General features: G+C 64.3%; 11 protein-coding genes. 8 read left to right on the forward strand and 3 right to left on the reverse strand.

All coding sequences use genetic code 11. From position 1 onward, the window contains the following. Nucleotides 1–1146 (reverse strand): glycosyltransferase family 4 protein (locus EOA33_RS08495; RefSeq protein WP_127405417.1); only part of this gene is annotated, 1146 nt, incomplete at its 3' end. 170 nt (nt 1147–1316) lie between these two features. On the opposite strand from EOA33_RS08495, the gene EOA33_RS08500 reads away from it, so the two are divergent. The 3 genes from EOA33_RS08500 (at nt 1317) to proC (ending at nt 4491) form a co-directional block, all read left to right on the forward strand. Next, nucleotides 1317–2315 (forward strand): glycosyltransferase, encoded by a 999-nt coding sequence (locus EOA33_RS08500; protein ID WP_126056474.1) that lies wholly within the window; start codon nt 1317–1319, stop codon nt 2313–2315. Continuing rightward, nucleotides 2284–3603, forward strand: a complete 1320-nt coding sequence (locus tag EOA33_RS08505; protein WP_126056475.1) for an O-antigen ligase — start codon at nt 2284–2286, stop codon at nt 3601–3603. The genes EOA33_RS08500 and EOA33_RS08505 overlap by 32 nt, the downstream gene beginning before the upstream one ends. Nucleotides 3604–3675: 72 nt before the next feature. Then, nucleotides 3676–4491, forward strand: coding sequence for a pyrroline-5-carboxylate reductase (gene proC / locus EOA33_RS08510; RefSeq protein WP_127405418.1), 816 nt, complete (start codon nt 3676–3678; stop codon nt 4489–4491). A 6-nt stretch (nt 4492–4497) separates the two neighbouring features. On the opposite strand, the gene EOA33_RS08515 is transcribed toward proC, so the two are convergent. After that, nucleotides 4498–5808 (reverse strand): NAD(P)H-dependent oxidoreductase, encoded by a 1311-nt coding sequence (locus EOA33_RS08515; protein ID WP_126056477.1) that lies wholly within the window; start codon nt 5806–5808, stop codon nt 4498–4500. 769 nt (nt 5809–6577) lie between these two features. Here EOA33_RS08515 and EOA33_RS08520 point away from each other — a divergent pair. The 4 genes from EOA33_RS08520 to EOA33_RS08535 are packed head-to-tail and all read left to right on the forward strand — an operon-like array spanning nt 6578 to nt 12131. Then, nucleotides 6578–8035, forward strand: coding sequence for a TolC family outer membrane protein (locus EOA33_RS08520; RefSeq protein ID WP_126056478.1), 1458 nt, complete (start codon nt 6578–6580; stop codon nt 8033–8035). Between the two features lie 28 nt (nt 8036–8063). Continuing rightward, on the forward strand, nt 8064–10196 hold the full coding sequence (locus EOA33_RS08525) for a type I secretion system permease/ATPase (RefSeq protein ID WP_126056479.1): 2133 nt from the start codon (nt 8064–8066) through the stop codon (nt 10194–10196). Between the two features lie 14 nt (nt 10197–10210). Further along, nucleotides 10211–11500 carry an HlyD family type I secretion periplasmic adaptor subunit gene (locus EOA33_RS08530; RefSeq protein WP_126056480.1) on the forward strand — a complete coding sequence of 430 codons (1290 nt, stop codon included), beginning with the start codon at nt 10211–10213 and terminating at the stop codon, nt 11498–11500. Beyond that, nucleotides 11490–12131 (forward strand): ribbon-helix-helix domain-containing protein, encoded by a 642-nt coding sequence (locus EOA33_RS08535; protein WP_126056481.1) that lies wholly within the window; start codon nt 11490–11492, stop codon nt 12129–12131. Before EOA33_RS08530 ends, EOA33_RS08535 begins: the two co-directional genes overlap by 11 nt. 23 nt (nt 12132–12154) lie before the next feature. Here the strand turns inward: EOA33_RS08535 and EOA33_RS08540 are convergent, their stop codons facing one another. Then, nucleotides 12155–13144: a transglutaminase-like cysteine peptidase gene (locus EOA33_RS08540; RefSeq protein WP_126056482.1), complete on the reverse strand. Its 990-nt coding sequence runs from the start codon at nt 13142–13144 to the stop codon at nt 12155–12157. Between the two features lie 324 nt (nt 13145–13468). Here EOA33_RS08540 and EOA33_RS08545 point away from each other — a divergent pair. Further along, on the forward strand, nt 13469–14164 hold a 696-nt coding region (locus tag EOA33_RS08545; protein ID WP_210212559.1), incomplete at its 3' end, for a hypothetical protein.

Raw genomic sequence — 14164 nt, forward strand, 5'->3', positions numbered from 1 at the left:
GACCGAACCGAGCTTATCGAGGCCAAGTTTGATCGCGGCATCGAGCGCCTTGACCTGACGGCGATGGAAGGCGCTGCCGTCGACATCCCTGGCATTCGCGGCGGCGGCCTCGAGCGCGGCGGCAAAGGCGATCGGATCGTCGGTGACGACACAATTGTCCGGGCGATGGCCGATGCCGCGCAGCGAGCGGCTGGTGGCGACGGACGGCAAGCCGAGTTCGAAGGTCTCGATGGTCTTGAGCTGCACACCGCTGCCGGCGGTGCTGATCAGCGGGATAACGGCGGCCGCGCGCACGAAGGCCTGCGCGTCAGGCACGCGGCCGACGAATTCGACACCGGGATGGGCGGAGGTGATGCCCGCCGGCATGCCGCCGGCGATCCTGATGCGGAAACCCGGTTTCAGATGCGGCACGACCTTTTGCAGGAACCAGTCGAGCCCGATGCGGTTCGGCTGCCAGGTCCAGGTGCCTATCAGGGCCGCGTCGAAGTCGATGCGCCTCCGGCCGGCCGGCGCCTGGCTGCGGGTGACCAGTGGCAACACCGCCGAGCGGTCGGTGGAGGCGACGCCAAGTGCCGCGCGATCCTCCTCGGCCAGGGTGAAGACGAAACGCGCCTGGCGGCAGAGCCGCTCTTCCATGACCTTGAGCAGCCTCGCCTCCCGGCGAAACAGGAGGCGCTGAAGGAGGCTTGCCGCGGCGGCGGCATTCTCCTCGGCCGAGCGGTGCTCGACATTGTGGGCGACAAAGATGGACGGCCGGTCGCCGAAGAGCGTCTCGAAGGCGCCGGCGAACTGCACTGAGTTCAGCACATAACCGTCAACTGGGCCGGCGCGCCCGATCGCGGCACGGACCTCGGCATCGGAAACGATACGCAGCTTGACCGAGGCGAAGGTGAGGCCGGAGAGCATCGCCTTGGCCACCCAGGCGAGCTTTTGCAGCGGTGCTGCGCTTTCGGTGCGCACGTCGACGGCGCCGAGCACGATGGTGTTGTCAGGGTCGGCCGCCGGCTTTCCCGGCCAATTGAAGCCAACCACGGTGACGCGCACGCCCGCGCGCCGCAACGCGTCTATGATCGCGGCGTTGGCAATCTCATAGCCCGAAGCGAGAGCGCCGTCGGGCACGATCGATGTGGCGAACAGCAGATGCATCTCACCTATCCAGCGCAACCCAGATAGCAAAGCGGGGTGAACCCTTGATTAAGTGAACCAAATGGGCGCCGAGAGTCTCGGTGTCGCGGATTTCGCCGCGAAAGGTGATTAACGAAACGTTATCATCGCAGTGCTATCGAGGGCCAAAATCACCCCTGCGGCTGGAGCGCATGATCCCCTTGCCATCGGACGGTTCGGTATCGATCGCGGGACGCTCCCCTGGGCTTGCCGCCGAGGCGATCGAGGTGGTCGTTACGCTGCCGACCTTCAAGCGCCCGCAGATGCTGCTGGCGACGCTGGCGTCGCTGAAGGCTCAGCGGACCGCGAGACGCTTCGCCGTGATCGTGATGGAGAACGAAGCCGAGGCGCGCGACGGCGCCAAGGCGGCCTTGCCGTCCTTCGAGCGCGGCGAAATGTCGGGTCTGGTCATCATCGCGCATGAGCGCGGCAATTGCAGCGCCTACAACGCCGGCTGGCAGACCGCGATCCTGCATTTTCCCAATTTCCGCCACCTGCTGGTCATCGACGACGACGAGCTCGCCGATCCCGACTGGCTGGAGCGCATGTGCAAGGCGGCCGAGACGCTCGGCGCCGACATAATCGGCGGACCGCAGGTGCCGGTGTTCGCGGAGCCGACGCATACCAGATGGGCGGAGCACCCGGTCTTCGCGCCGCCCTATCGCGAGACGGGCCGCGTGCCTGCGCTCTATTCGTCCGGCAACCTCCTGGTCGGGCGACACGTGCTGACCGCCATGAGCCCACCCTTCCTCGACCTGCGCTTCAACTTCATGGGCGGCGGCGATTCCGATTTCCTCAGCCGAGCGGCCCAGAAAGGCTTCGTGCTCGGCTGGTGCGCCGCAGCCAAGGTGCATGAGACGGTGCCCGCCCGGCGCGTCGAGGCCGACTGGATCCGTGCCCGCAGCCTGCGCAACGGCGTGATCTCGACGCTGGTCGAGAAGAAGAAGCGCGCCGGCACGCCGCTTGCCGGCCTGAAAGTGTTCGCCAAGAGTCTGGCGCTGCTTGCCGCTTCGCCGCTGCGCGGCGCGATCCGGCTGGCGCGGACGGGATCGGTCGCGATCGGCCTCTATCCCATCCATGTCGCCCTCGGCCGCGTGATGGCCGAATTCGGATACGCCAATGAGCAATACCGGCAGCCTGAGAAGAACTGAGCGGGCGCCGCTCAGCGCGGCGTTCACCCGCGAGGGCGTCGCCACCGCGATAGCGGCGCTGCTGTTCACCGTCATCATGGTGTCGTTCCGGCCGTTCCAGCCGGCCGGCGCCGAGTTGACCGGCCAAGGTGGCGACATCGTCAATCAGCTGGGTTTCAGCTCGCTCGGCGCGATCTCGATCTTCTCGCTTATGGCGTTCGCCGACCCGCGGGTGGCGCGCTCGCTCTTCAGCCCGTCCTGGATGCTCATGCTCGGCTTCTTCATGCTATCGGTGGTGCTGGCGACCGATCCGCCCTCGGCGATGCGCGCCGCCTCGTTCACGCTGATCGGCATCCTGACCATGGCAACGATCCTGGCGCTGCCGCGCGACGCGGAAAGCTTCTCCAAGGTCATCATCTTCACCGCCATTGTCGTCATCGGCCTCTCCTATGTCGGCCTGATCGTCTTTCCGCATGAGGCCATGCACACGGCCGACTCGCAGGAACCCGAACATGCTGGGCTCTGGCGCGGCGTCTTCACCCACAAGAACATCGCCGGGCCGATCATGGCCTGCTTCAGCTTCGCCGGGCTCTATCTCTATCGGCGGGGGCAGAAGCTCTGGGGCGCGGGCATCTTCGCCGTCGCCATGATCTTCATGCTGCACACCGGCTCCAAGACGACGGTCGGGCTGGTGCCGTTCTCGATCCTGATCGTGGTGCTGCCGAGCCTGATCGGCATGCGGCTCGGCACGCCGATCCTGTTCGCGCTGGCAATCATCGCCACGGCGGTCGGCACGCTGGGCATTGTCTTCATTCCGCCGGTGAAGCACCTGGCGGCGGTCTATTTTCCCGACCTTACCTATACCGGGCGCACGACGCTGTGGGAGTTCGCCGGCGGCATGCTGGCGAAGAAACCCTGGACCGGCTACGGCTATGAGAGCTTCTGGGGGACACCGCTGCTGCTCAACCAGGACCAGCCCTTCGACCGACCCTGGGACATCCGGACCATTGTGCACGGCCATGACGGCTATCTCGACATCGCCGTGCTGATGGGTATTCCGGCGCTTTGCCTGGCGGTCTACACCTTCCTGATCGCGCCGCTGCGCGACTATATGCGCATCCCGCTGCGCAAGGAGAACATCTATCTCGGCGACTTCTTCATGATGGTGTTGCTGTTCGCGGCGCTGAACGGCTTCCTCGAAAGCTTCTTCTTCCGCCGCGCCGACCCCGTCTGGCTGTTCTTCGTGCTCAGCGTGCTCGGGCTGAGGCAGGTGGCGCTGCGGCCGCTGGCGGTGCGCCGCTCTTCCTGAGCTGGCTTCGACGGGGCTTTCCCGCCACGCCGCAAGCGTCTATGGGAAGGCCGTTCCCGCGGAGGCATCCAAATGACAATCAGGCTTGTTCTCGCCGGCTGCGGCAATATGGGTTTCGCCATGCTCTCGGGCTGGCTGAAATCCGGCAAGCTTGCACCGCAAGCCGTGTTCGTGGTCGAGCCCAATGACGCGTTGCGCAAGCGTGCCGAGGCGCTGGGCTGCGGCGCCGCCGCGGATGCCGCCGGAATTCCGGCCGACGCGGTGCCTTCCCTCGTCGTCATCGCGGTCAAGCCGCAAGTGATCCGCGACGTGACCGCCGCCTACAAGCGTTTCGGCGACGGCCGCACCACCTTCCTCAGCGTCGCCGCCGGCACGCCCGTCGACACCTTCACCGAAATCCTGGGCGACCGTGCGCCGATCGTGCGCTGCATGCCGAACACGCCGGCCGCCATCGGCAAGGGCATGATGGTGGTGTTCTCCAACCCGCTGGTGTCGGACGACACGAAGCGCTTCGTCGCCGACCTGTTGGCGGCGAGCGGCGAAGTGGCCGAGATCGACGACGAAGGCTTGATGGACGCGGTAACGGCGGTGTCCGGATCAGGCCCGGCCTACATCTTCCATTTCATCGAGGCGCTGACGGCTGCAGCCGAAAAGGCCGGCCTGCCGGCCAGGACCGCCGGCCTGCTCGCCATGCAGACGGTCTATGGCGCCGCCTCGCTCGCCGCCGAAAGCCACGAGGACCCCGGCGTGCTGCGCCAGCAGGTGACCAGCCCGAACGGCACGACGGCCGCCGCGCTTGGCGTGCTGATGGGCGAGGAGCGGCTGACGAGGCTTTTGACCGAAGCGGTGGAAGCGGCGCGGCTGAGGTCGATAGAGCTGGGGAAGTAAACTCGATCAGCCGTACAGCATCTCGTCCTGCTTGCGGCGCAAGGCGTAGAGCCTGGTCGTCTCGTCAGGCGCGGCGTTGTCCGCGGTCAGCAATTCGCCTTTCCTGACCGGCTTCAGAACTTTGCCGCCCTCAAGCAGGCCGACGGGCACGGCGCGGCTGGCGCGGGCATCTGTGACGGTCATCGTCCAGGAGCGGTAGCAGGTCTCGCCGATGGCGTCGAAGGTCTCGCCCGCTGCCAGATCGCGCTTGGCGACGGCGCAGACCTCGGCCACCGGCCTCGGCAGCGGCACCATGTCGGGCCGGCGATGGAGCACGATGCGGGCGGCGGTCAGCGGCACTTCCAGCGAGGTCAGGTGGTAGGGCCGGAAGAAGCTGTAGTAGGGGCCGTGGCCGACATGGAGATCGTCCATGCGCTCGATGACGCGCGGATGCGTCGCCTCGACGATGACGAAGACGCCGGGCGCCACGCCCTTGCCGATCGTATAGTCGACGACGCCCTTCTTCGACAGGATGCCGCCATCGGCCTTCGGGATCAGCACCTTGGCGAGCTCGTCGCGGTCGGCCTTGGGACCATGCATGCCTGGGACATCCGGCACCAGACCGGTGGCGTTGGCTATGGCGCACATCTCGACCATGGTTTTCGAGCCGTCGACGAACTCGACCAGCATGCGCGGGTTCATGTTGCGGCGCAGCGCCTCCTCGCGGTAGTCGTCGGGCACCGCGTCATGGTTGAGCGGATTGTTCTTGCCCTTGCCGGCCGAGACGATGGTGTAGCCTAGCGCCGAGGCGAACTCGATCAGTTCCATGCAGCTCGACGGCTCGTCGCCGGCGCCGACCGAATAGACGACGCCTAGCCGGTCGGCTTGCTGTTTCAGATAGCAGCCGATGGTGACGTCGGCCTCGACATTCATCATCACCAGATGCTTGCCGTGCTCCATGGCCATCAGGTCGAAGTCGGCGGCGACGCCGGGTTTTCCCGTGGCGTCGATGACGACGTCGATCAGCGGATTGGTGACCAGCATTTCGTTCGAGGTGATGGCGATCCTGCCGCTCTCGATCGCCTGGCTGACCTTCGAAGCGGTGTCGGCCTCAGCCGCCATGGCCTCGTCGCCATAGGCGATGCGGATCGCGTCGCGGGCGGTGTGCGGGCGCCGTGTCGAGATGGCCGCGACCGAAATGCCGGGCATCAGCATGCCCTGCGTCACCAGATCGGTGCCCATCTCGCCGGAGCCGATAACGCCGATGCGCACCGGACGGCCTTCGGCGGCCCGTCTGGCGAGATCGCGGGCAAGCCCGGTCAGGGCGACATTGGTCATGCGGAAACGTCCATGCTTTTTTATTTGAAGCGGCAATAGCAGGCAACCGCCCTCCATTGCCAATGAAACCGGCAAAACGGCGGCAATTTCTCTGGGATTTGGAGCAATTAAAGGAAAAGCGCGCAGCGGTTTTCCTTCGGCGCCTTTGACTCTCCAGCCAAGGCAGGAACGAGCGCAGAAACACATAGTTTGAACGCAACCGCACACGCCATACCCATGCGCTCCGCCGCTGCGCGCCGAAGCTGTATCCTTCACCCCCGAACCCGCATGGCGCGTTGTCGCACCGGGGGACACGGCATCATGATGGCTGGCCCAATGGCAAGCCTTTGCACCGGAGGCCGGCTTCGCTGCGAGAAGTATTCAGGCCGCGATTCTGCCGGCGGTTGAACCCTTGCTGCCCACGGTCATATTTTGCTGGAGGCACATTGCCTTGCCGGTGCTGGAAGACCGGCCGACGCCAGCGCGTGATTCTATGTGCGCCGCGTTTTGTACTTCGTTTGCGCGAAGGGTACTTTTGCTCCTTTCACGCCAATTGGCGTTCCTTTCACACCAAATGGCGGGTCAGCGGCCCGTCCTTTCTGTGCCATTTTTGCTACATCCGGCGAAACTAATGGCCGGATTCTCGTTTTTGGCGGGCCCCCAAATGAATAAGCGCTCACACGTTGCGAAATTTTGATAGATAATCGTGGGAGAGCTCCGGTGGCAGGCTTGGGCACTGAGCGCCTAAAAAAACAACACGGGCGCGGGGATACAAAGTCACGGGGTAGAAATGAACAGGACGGGTAATGTCACCGTTGGCTGGCGCATTGCGCTCGCCATGACAGTTTCGATGCTGGCTTGTGGGACTGCTAGCGCACTCACGCTCAAGGAAGCCATAGCGGTCGCGGTCGAATCCAATCCGGAGATCGGCCAGGCGATCCAGAACCGCGAGGCGATCGAATTCGAGCTGCGCCAGGCGAAGGGTCTCTACCTTCCGAGCGTCGATCTGGAAGCATCGGCCGGCGCCCGCCGTCTCGACAATCCATCCCGGCGCGCGCTTTCCATAGAGGATGACGCGCTCTATCCGGCCGAAACCGATCTGACGGTCTCGCAGACGCTCTATGACAGCGGCGCAAGGCGCGCCGAATTGAACCGTCAGGCCTCACGGGTCGACGGCGCGTCGTTCCGGGTGCTGGAGCGGTCCGAATTCATCGGGCTGTCCGTCGTCCAGGACTATCTGGAATACATGCTGCAGGCTCAGATCGTCTCGGAGGCGAAGAAGAACCTCGGCTTCCATCAGTCCATTCTCGGCGACATCCAGCAAGGCATCGCCGGCGGCGCGCTGAACGAGGCCGACCGCCAGCAGGCCGAGGAGCGGCTGTTCGCCGCCAAGGCGCGCATGCAGGAAGCCACCGAGGAACTTGAAGCCGCCAAGATACGGTTCTTCAAGACCGTTGGAAAACCGCTGACCAATGCTTCGCGGCCGGGCGATGTCTCCGCTGCCCTGCCGCGCTCGCTTGACGAGGCGATCGGGCTGGCGCGGCAGAACAATCCGCGCGTGCACATGGCCAACAGCGACATCGACGCCGCCGCATCCCTGGTCGACGCCGCACGGGCGAAATTCGGACCGTCGATCATCGCCGAGGGCGTTGCCCGCGCCGGCACCGACATCGACGGCAATGACGGTGATACCAGCGACCTGCAGGCGCGGGTGGTGCTGCGCTGGAACCTCTATCGGGGCGGCATCGACAAGGCCAACGAGCAGGAACAGATCCGTCGCACCAGCGAACAGCGCCTTGCGCTGCATCAGGTTCTGCGCGAGATCGAGGAAGCGGTCCGCACCTCCTGGGACCGTCGCTTCCGGCAAGCCGACCTGGCAAAGACACTGAAGCAACAGGCCGCCGCCAATGAAAGGCTGGTCGGGTCCTATCGCGAGCAGTTCAAGGTCGGCCAGAGATCGCTGCTCGACGTGCTCGACGCGCAGAACACGCGCTTCAACACGGCGACGCTGGCCGATACCGCGTCCTACGCCTCGCTTTTCGCCCAGTACCGCCTGCTGGCGGCGACGGGAGAGCTGCTGAAGACGATGAACATCGCGCCGGCGAAGCAGTCGACGGCCTATGCGCGAACCGAGTTCGGCGTGCCGGAAACCGCCGATACCGAAACCTATGCGCGGACCCCGTCGGAGCAGAAGAACGATCTGCCGTTCGACATCCTCGCGCCAGTCAGGAAGAAGCAGCCGATGTAAGTCGATCGCTGGTCCTTCGGGGCGGGTCGTGAATCAGCAGCCACATATCCTGTCGCCCAAAGAGGCGTTCAAGGCCTGTTTTTCGGCCGTTGCGGCGTATCTCGGCAGGCCGAGCGCGGAGACCGTGCTGTTTGCCGGGGTCCCGATCGGGGAGTCGCGCATCGAGATCGCCGATATCAGGCACCTGGCCGAGCGCATCGGCCTGGAGGTCAGCGAATTCAACCATCGTGATTTCCTGCGCGGACGCGTCGACCTTCCGGCCATCGTTTTCCGCGTCAGCCAGTTGCCCGTCGCGCTGCTGGCGGAAATCGACAGCGGCGACTACCTCACCGCCCCTCAGGAAAACGGCCGCACTACGATCAGCAAGTCCGAGCTGGCCGAAAGCTATATCAGCGGCGGCGCGTCCTTCTCGATCACCTACGCCAACACCACCGAGGCGATGAAGGTCGGCTCGGCGCCGAAGATCGAGCGCCGGCACTGGCTAACCGGAACGATGGGTGCGTTCTGGCGCACCTATTCGAAGGTCGTGCTGTCGGCGATCTTCATCAACATGCTGGCCATCGCATCGCCGATCTTCACCATGAACGTCTACGACAGGATCCTGCCGAACAAGGCGATCGCGACGCTCTGGGTGCTGGCGCTGGGCATCGGCGCAGTCATCCTGTTCGACCTGCTTTTGAAGACGGCACGCGCCTCGCTCATCGACTATGCCGGGCGCAGGGCGGATCTTAGAATATCCTATCTCCTGTTCGAGAAGGTGCTGAACTCTTCGCTATCGACGCGGCCCGGTTCAACCGGCGAATACGCAAGCCGCGTCACCCAATATGAATTTGTGCGGGAGTTCTTCACCTCCAACACGATCAGCGTCTTCATCGACACCGTCTTCGTCTTCGTCTTCCTGCTGGTCATCTACGCAATCGGCGGCTGGCTGGTGGTCATCCCGGCGCTTGCCTTCGTGATCTCCATCATCGTCGGACTGGTGACGCAGCGCCGCATCGGCAAGCGCGTGGCGGCCTCGATGAACGAGGCCTCGCAGCGCCAGGCGCTGCTGGTCGAATCCATCTCGACGCTGGAAACGATCAAGTCGCTGCGCGCCGAGGCGTACCTGCTGCGCAAATGGGGCGAGCATTCCAAGAACGCTGCCAACACGTCGGAAAAGATCAAGCAGCTTTCGGCCGCCGCCGGCAACATCACCGGATCCATCCAGCAGCTGGTGACCGTCGCCCTGGTCGTGGCCGGCGCCTATGCCTTCTCGGAAGGGTATGTCTCCACCGGGGCAATCATCGGCACGGTCATGCTGGCAAGCCGGGCCGTGGCGCCGCTTGGCCAGATCGCCATCACGCTCTCCCGGTTCCGCCAGGCCATGCTGTCGCTGAGGATCGTCAACTCGATCATGTCGCAGCCGGAGGACAGGCCGGACACGGTGGGTTTCGTCAATCGCCCGATCCGCAACGGCGCGATGGCCTTCAAGAATGTCGGCTTCGTCTATCCCGGCTCCGAAACCGAGGTACTGAGCGGGCTGAATTTCTCGGTCAAGCCTGGCGAGCGTGTCGGCATTATCGGCCGCATTGGATCGGGCAAGACCACGATGGGACGCCTGATCGGCAGGCTTTTCCTGCCGAGCTCGGGGGAGCTGCTGGTCGACGGCATCGATATCCGCCAATACCACCCCTCGGAGGTGCGCGCCGCGGTCGGCATCGTCGCCCAGGCCGGCGACCTGTTTTCGGGCACCATCAAGGAGAACCTTTTGATGGCGGCGCCGGAGGCGAGCGACGAGGCCATCATCGAGGCCGCGAAGGCCGCCGGTGTCGATGAATTCGTCTCCCGTCATCCTCGCGGCTACGACATGAATGTCGGCGAGCGCGGCACCAACCTGTCGGGTGGCCAGAGGCAAGCGGTGGCGATCGCGCGCCTGCTTTTGACCAGACCGAAGATCGTCTTTCTCGACGAGCCGTCGGGGTCGATGGACCTTGCCTCGGAACGGCAGCTGATCAAGCAGCTGAAGGTGGCTTTCGAGCGAAACACGACGCTGATCGTCTCGACCCATCGCTTCAGCATGCTGGAGCTGGCCGACCGCCTCATCGTCATCGATCAGGGCAAGATCGTCGCCGACGGGCCGAAGGAACAAGTCATCCAGGCGCTGCAGAAGTCGAGCGCCTGACTGGGACAGGGTAGATGCTTGCAAGGGAAGATCGTCCGCCGCTTTTCGCGTCGGCCTCGATATACATCATAGCGGCGCTGTTCGTCGCTTTCGTCGGCTGGGCAGCCTTCGCCGAAGTCGACGAGATCGCGCGCGGCGACGGCAAGGTCATACCTGCCTCGAAGACCCAGATCATCCAGGCCAGCGAGGCCGGCGTTGTCCAGGAGATCGCCGTCAAGATCGGCCAGGTCGTCAAGAAGAACGACCTGATCATCCGCCTCGACAATACGGGCAACAGCTCCAGCCTCGGCGAGCAGCAGGCCAAGGCGCGCGCTTTGCAGACGCGCATCGCAAGGCTCAAATACGAGCAAAGCGGCAACATTGCCGGCCCCTTTCCATGCCCGGCCGACATCCAGTCGGTCGCCCCGGAAATCTGCGACAATGAGCAGAGGCTGCTCGTTGCGCGGCGTGGAAACTTCGAGAACAAGCTGTCGGTGCTCAAGTCGCGCCTCGACCAGCGCGAGAAGGAACTGGACGAGGCAACCGCCAATTTCGACCGCCTGTCGAAGAACCTGATCGTCAGCGACCAGGAGGCCAAGCTGGTCGAAGCGATGGTCAAGAAGGGGCTGATGGCCAGGACCGAGCAGCTTCGCGTCGAGCGCGAGCAGACCGAGCTGAACGGCCAGCTCAATCTCGCCGGCGAGACCATAAAGAAGGCCAAGGCGGCGATCACCGAGGCGCAGCTGCAGGTGGATGAGCTCGGCCTGCAGCTGCAGCAGGAGGCCCTGGACGAGCTCACCCAGGCGCTGGCCGAGCTTTCGGTCGTGGAGGAGACCATCCGCGGTGCCACCGACAAGGTGGCGCGCACCGATATCCGCTCGCCGGTGGACGGCATCGTCAACACGCTGGACCTGAACACGCTGGGTGCCTTCGTGCAGCCTGGCGCGGTGGTCGCCGGCATCGTCCCGACCTCGGAAACCCTGCTGGTCGAAGCGCGGGTCTCGCCGCGCGACGTCGCCTTCATCCGGCCGGACCAGGAAGCGCTGATCAAGGTCACGGCCTACGACTTCTCGATCTTCGGCGGCATCGAGGGAAAGGTCTCGAACATCACCGCCGACAGCCTGGTCGATCAGAAGACCGGCGAACCGTACTACCAGGTGCGTGTCGCCACGGAAAAGTCGACACTGGCAAGGGACGGCAAAACCTATTCCATCATTCCAGGCATGATCTGCTCGGTCGACATCAAGACCGGACGAAAGACAATCCTGACCTATCTCTTGAAGCCGATCAACAAGGCACGCGAGGAGGCGATGAGTGAGCGATAGCATCACACCTGCCATCCCCCAGGGCGAGCGGCTGCTCCTGCCGCTGACCGCCGAGGATTTCGGACCGGAATTCCGCGTCGTCGCACGTGGCGGCGTGCGCCGCGGCATCCGCCTCGAGCGCGCCTTCTGGGTGACGCTCAAACAGATGGCCGAAAGCCGCAAGTGCACGATCGGCATGCTGGTCGACGAGATTGCCGAAAGCCACGCCGAACAGGGGAACCTGACCTCGGCGATCAGGGTCGCCTGCATGCGCGGACTGGCGCAGGAGAACCTTGCACTGCGCAAGCTTGCCTCGATCAGGACGATCACCGCGATACTTGTCGCCTGCCCTTCGCCGGCCTTCGCGCTGTCGTCGTCGAAGAAGATCCTTACTTTCAACGCGCCGTTCCAGCAGCTGGTCAAGCGCCAGTTGCCGGCGAGCCCGAATGACGATGCGCGGCACGACCTGAAGCTGGCGCTCGACCTCAACGTGGCCGATATCTTCGCCCGGCTCGAGGCCAATGGCGAAACGCCCGTGAATACCGGTTTCGTCATAGGCGTCGGCGAGCGCCGCTACCGTGGCCAGCTCAACGTGGCGCGCGCGCCGGTGGCCGAGCCGGAATTGCTGATGGCTTTCGTCTTCAGCGGCTGACCCCGGAGGGGCCGGGAAGGTGTTCAGCGCGGGCCCATGCGGGTCGGCGCCACAATCGCGGAGACCATGTCCGGCTCCAGGCCCTCGCCGGGGGCAACCGCGGCAACGCCGCCCTTGATGTCGGCCATCTCGGCGCCGCCGGTCTTGGAGCCATGGATCCAGGCCCGGTCCATGCTGAAGGAATAGAGCGGAACGTAGTCGGGCAGATCGCTGTCACGCCTGACGGCATTGCCGAGACTGTCAAGGATGAAGGCACCGCTGGCGGTACTCACCGACAGCACGGCGTGGAAGAATTTCCGTTTGCGGTCCTGAAGAACGACGAGCGACATGCTCTGCGCCGGAACGCCGGCCTGCAGCAGCGCCGTCATCTTGAGAATGGCGAAATCCTCGCAGTCGCCGGCTCGGCGCTCGAGGATTTCCGAAGGCTTCGCCCAATAGTCCAGCTTGCCATAGACGGCGCTGTCCTTCCGGTAGGCGATCAGGCGGTTGATGCTCGTGTTGATGAAAGCCAGCCTGTCGCTGAACCCCTTGCCCTTGGCGGCGTCGACGATCGCGACGAAGGAGGTGTTCTTGCGTTCGCATGCGCTGCCGGCCGAGCAGTCGACGATCGCCCGGTAGACGGGCGCCCAGCGCGCCGCAACCGGGAAGTTGCGCATCGACAGCGCGACCGAGCCGAACACGCCCGGAATGATCGCGGCCGTCTGGATAGGGTCAATGCCGGCGCCACCCTGCGCCGCTGACGCGGCCTCCGCACGCTCGACCTCGCCGAAGCCATAGGCACCGGAGACCATGCCGATCCTGTATGACGCCGCAGGCTGCCAGGGCTGATATCTGGCCAGCGAAACACCGCCCAGGCTGAGGGGTGCCCGGACCACTTTCGCAAGCGTTCCCGTGAATGCCGAATCACCCGGCGCTGCGCTCGCCGATGACGGTTGCGGCATCCCGCAGAGGCCGATCGCCAGCACGAGAACCTCGAGTCCGGCTTTCCCCAGCAGAGCTTTTTGTGTTTTCATGACGCCCACCTTTGACTGTGGACGCTATCAATCCTGTCTCAAATTATTGGAAATGAAGGTGGATAAGTTTGCAGCAATTCATTTCATCTACTTTATCTAAAATTTTATTCTTATTTATACTTATATTTGCCAAACCCGGCCCGCCGACCCTCACCAAAACGGGTCCGGAAAAGCACTAGTATACCGGGTTATATGGCGAAGGTTTACCATGCGTAAAAAATAGCAAAGTTACTATATCATAATATATGAAACAGATTGAGCGACTGTTGCAAAGACAAGGCCGTCCCTGTCTCTTCCCGGGAAATACCGGAGGGGTTTCCAGCCATGACGACCAACATCGATTCGGACAACGTTTCAGCTTCCTTTGACGAGCGCGCGGTTTCCACTGAACACGCCGGCCTGACACCGGCGCAGGAAATCCAGGTCGCGCAGGCCGCCTCGACAGGGCAAGCCGCGCCGGCGGATCCGGTACCGGTCGATGTCGGCAGCGGCGCACCCGTTCAGCCCGAAGCACCGGCAGCTGCCGCGAACCCGCCGGCAAATGGAGCGCCGGCGGCTGCGGCAAACGCACCGGCGGGCGCGGCGCATGATTATGTGGCCGACGCCAGCAATGTCGTCAGGCTTCCGGCCAATGTCTCGATCGACAACATCAAGGTCGACGGCCACAACCTCGTGCTCGTGCAGCCCGACGGATCTGAGATCGTCATCAAGGACGGCGCGCTCAATGTGCCCACCTTCATCCTCGGCGAAGTCGAGGTGCCGCGCGTTGCCCTGATCGCGGCGCTGGAAGCAAGCCATGTCGACGTTGCCTTCGGCGCCGACGGCTCGATCTCTGCCGGACCCGGAAACGGCTCGCCGAATAGCGCGGGCGGAAACTTCTCCGTCCCTCCCGGCGGCATCGGCGACGGCTTCGACCTGTCGGCCCTGCTGCCGCCGACGGCCCTGCAGTTCGGCCAGCTCGACCGGCGCGAACGAACCCGCTGCCACCGCATCGGTGTCGGCAACCGCCGTCGGTACGTC

The sequence above is a fragment of the Mesorhizobium sp. M4A.F.Ca.ET.050.02.1.1 genome, from assembly GCF_003997725.1.
GTDB lineage: Bacteria > Pseudomonadota > Alphaproteobacteria > Rhizobiales > Rhizobiaceae > Mesorhizobium.

Bases quoted from the DNA above. Each gene is read 5' to 3' on its own strand.
- EOA33_RS08500 (WP_126056474.1), top strand. From the start codon at position 1,317: ATGATCCCCTTGCCATCGGACGGTTCGGTATCGATCGCGGGACGCTCC.
- EOA33_RS08505 (WP_126056475.1), top strand. From the start codon at position 2,284: ATGAGCAATACCGGCAGCCTGAGAAGAACTGAGCGGGCGCCGCTCAGC.
- proC (WP_127405418.1), top strand. From the start codon at position 3,676: ATGACAATCAGGCTTGTTCTCGCCGGCTGCGGCAATATGGGTTTCGCC.
- EOA33_RS08515 (WP_126056477.1), bottom strand. From the start codon at position 5,808: ATGACCAATGTCGCCCTGACCGGGCTTGCCCGCGATCTCGCCAGACGG.
- EOA33_RS08520 (WP_126056478.1), top strand. From the start codon at position 6,578: ATGAACAGGACGGGTAATGTCACCGTTGGCTGGCGCATTGCGCTCGCC.
- EOA33_RS08530 (WP_126056480.1), top strand. From the start codon at position 10,211: ATGCTTGCAAGGGAAGATCGTCCGCCGCTTTTCGCGTCGGCCTCGATA.
- EOA33_RS08540 (WP_126056482.1), bottom strand. From the start codon at position 13,144: ATGAAAACACAAAAAGCTCTGCTGGGGAAAGCCGGACTCGAGGTTCTC.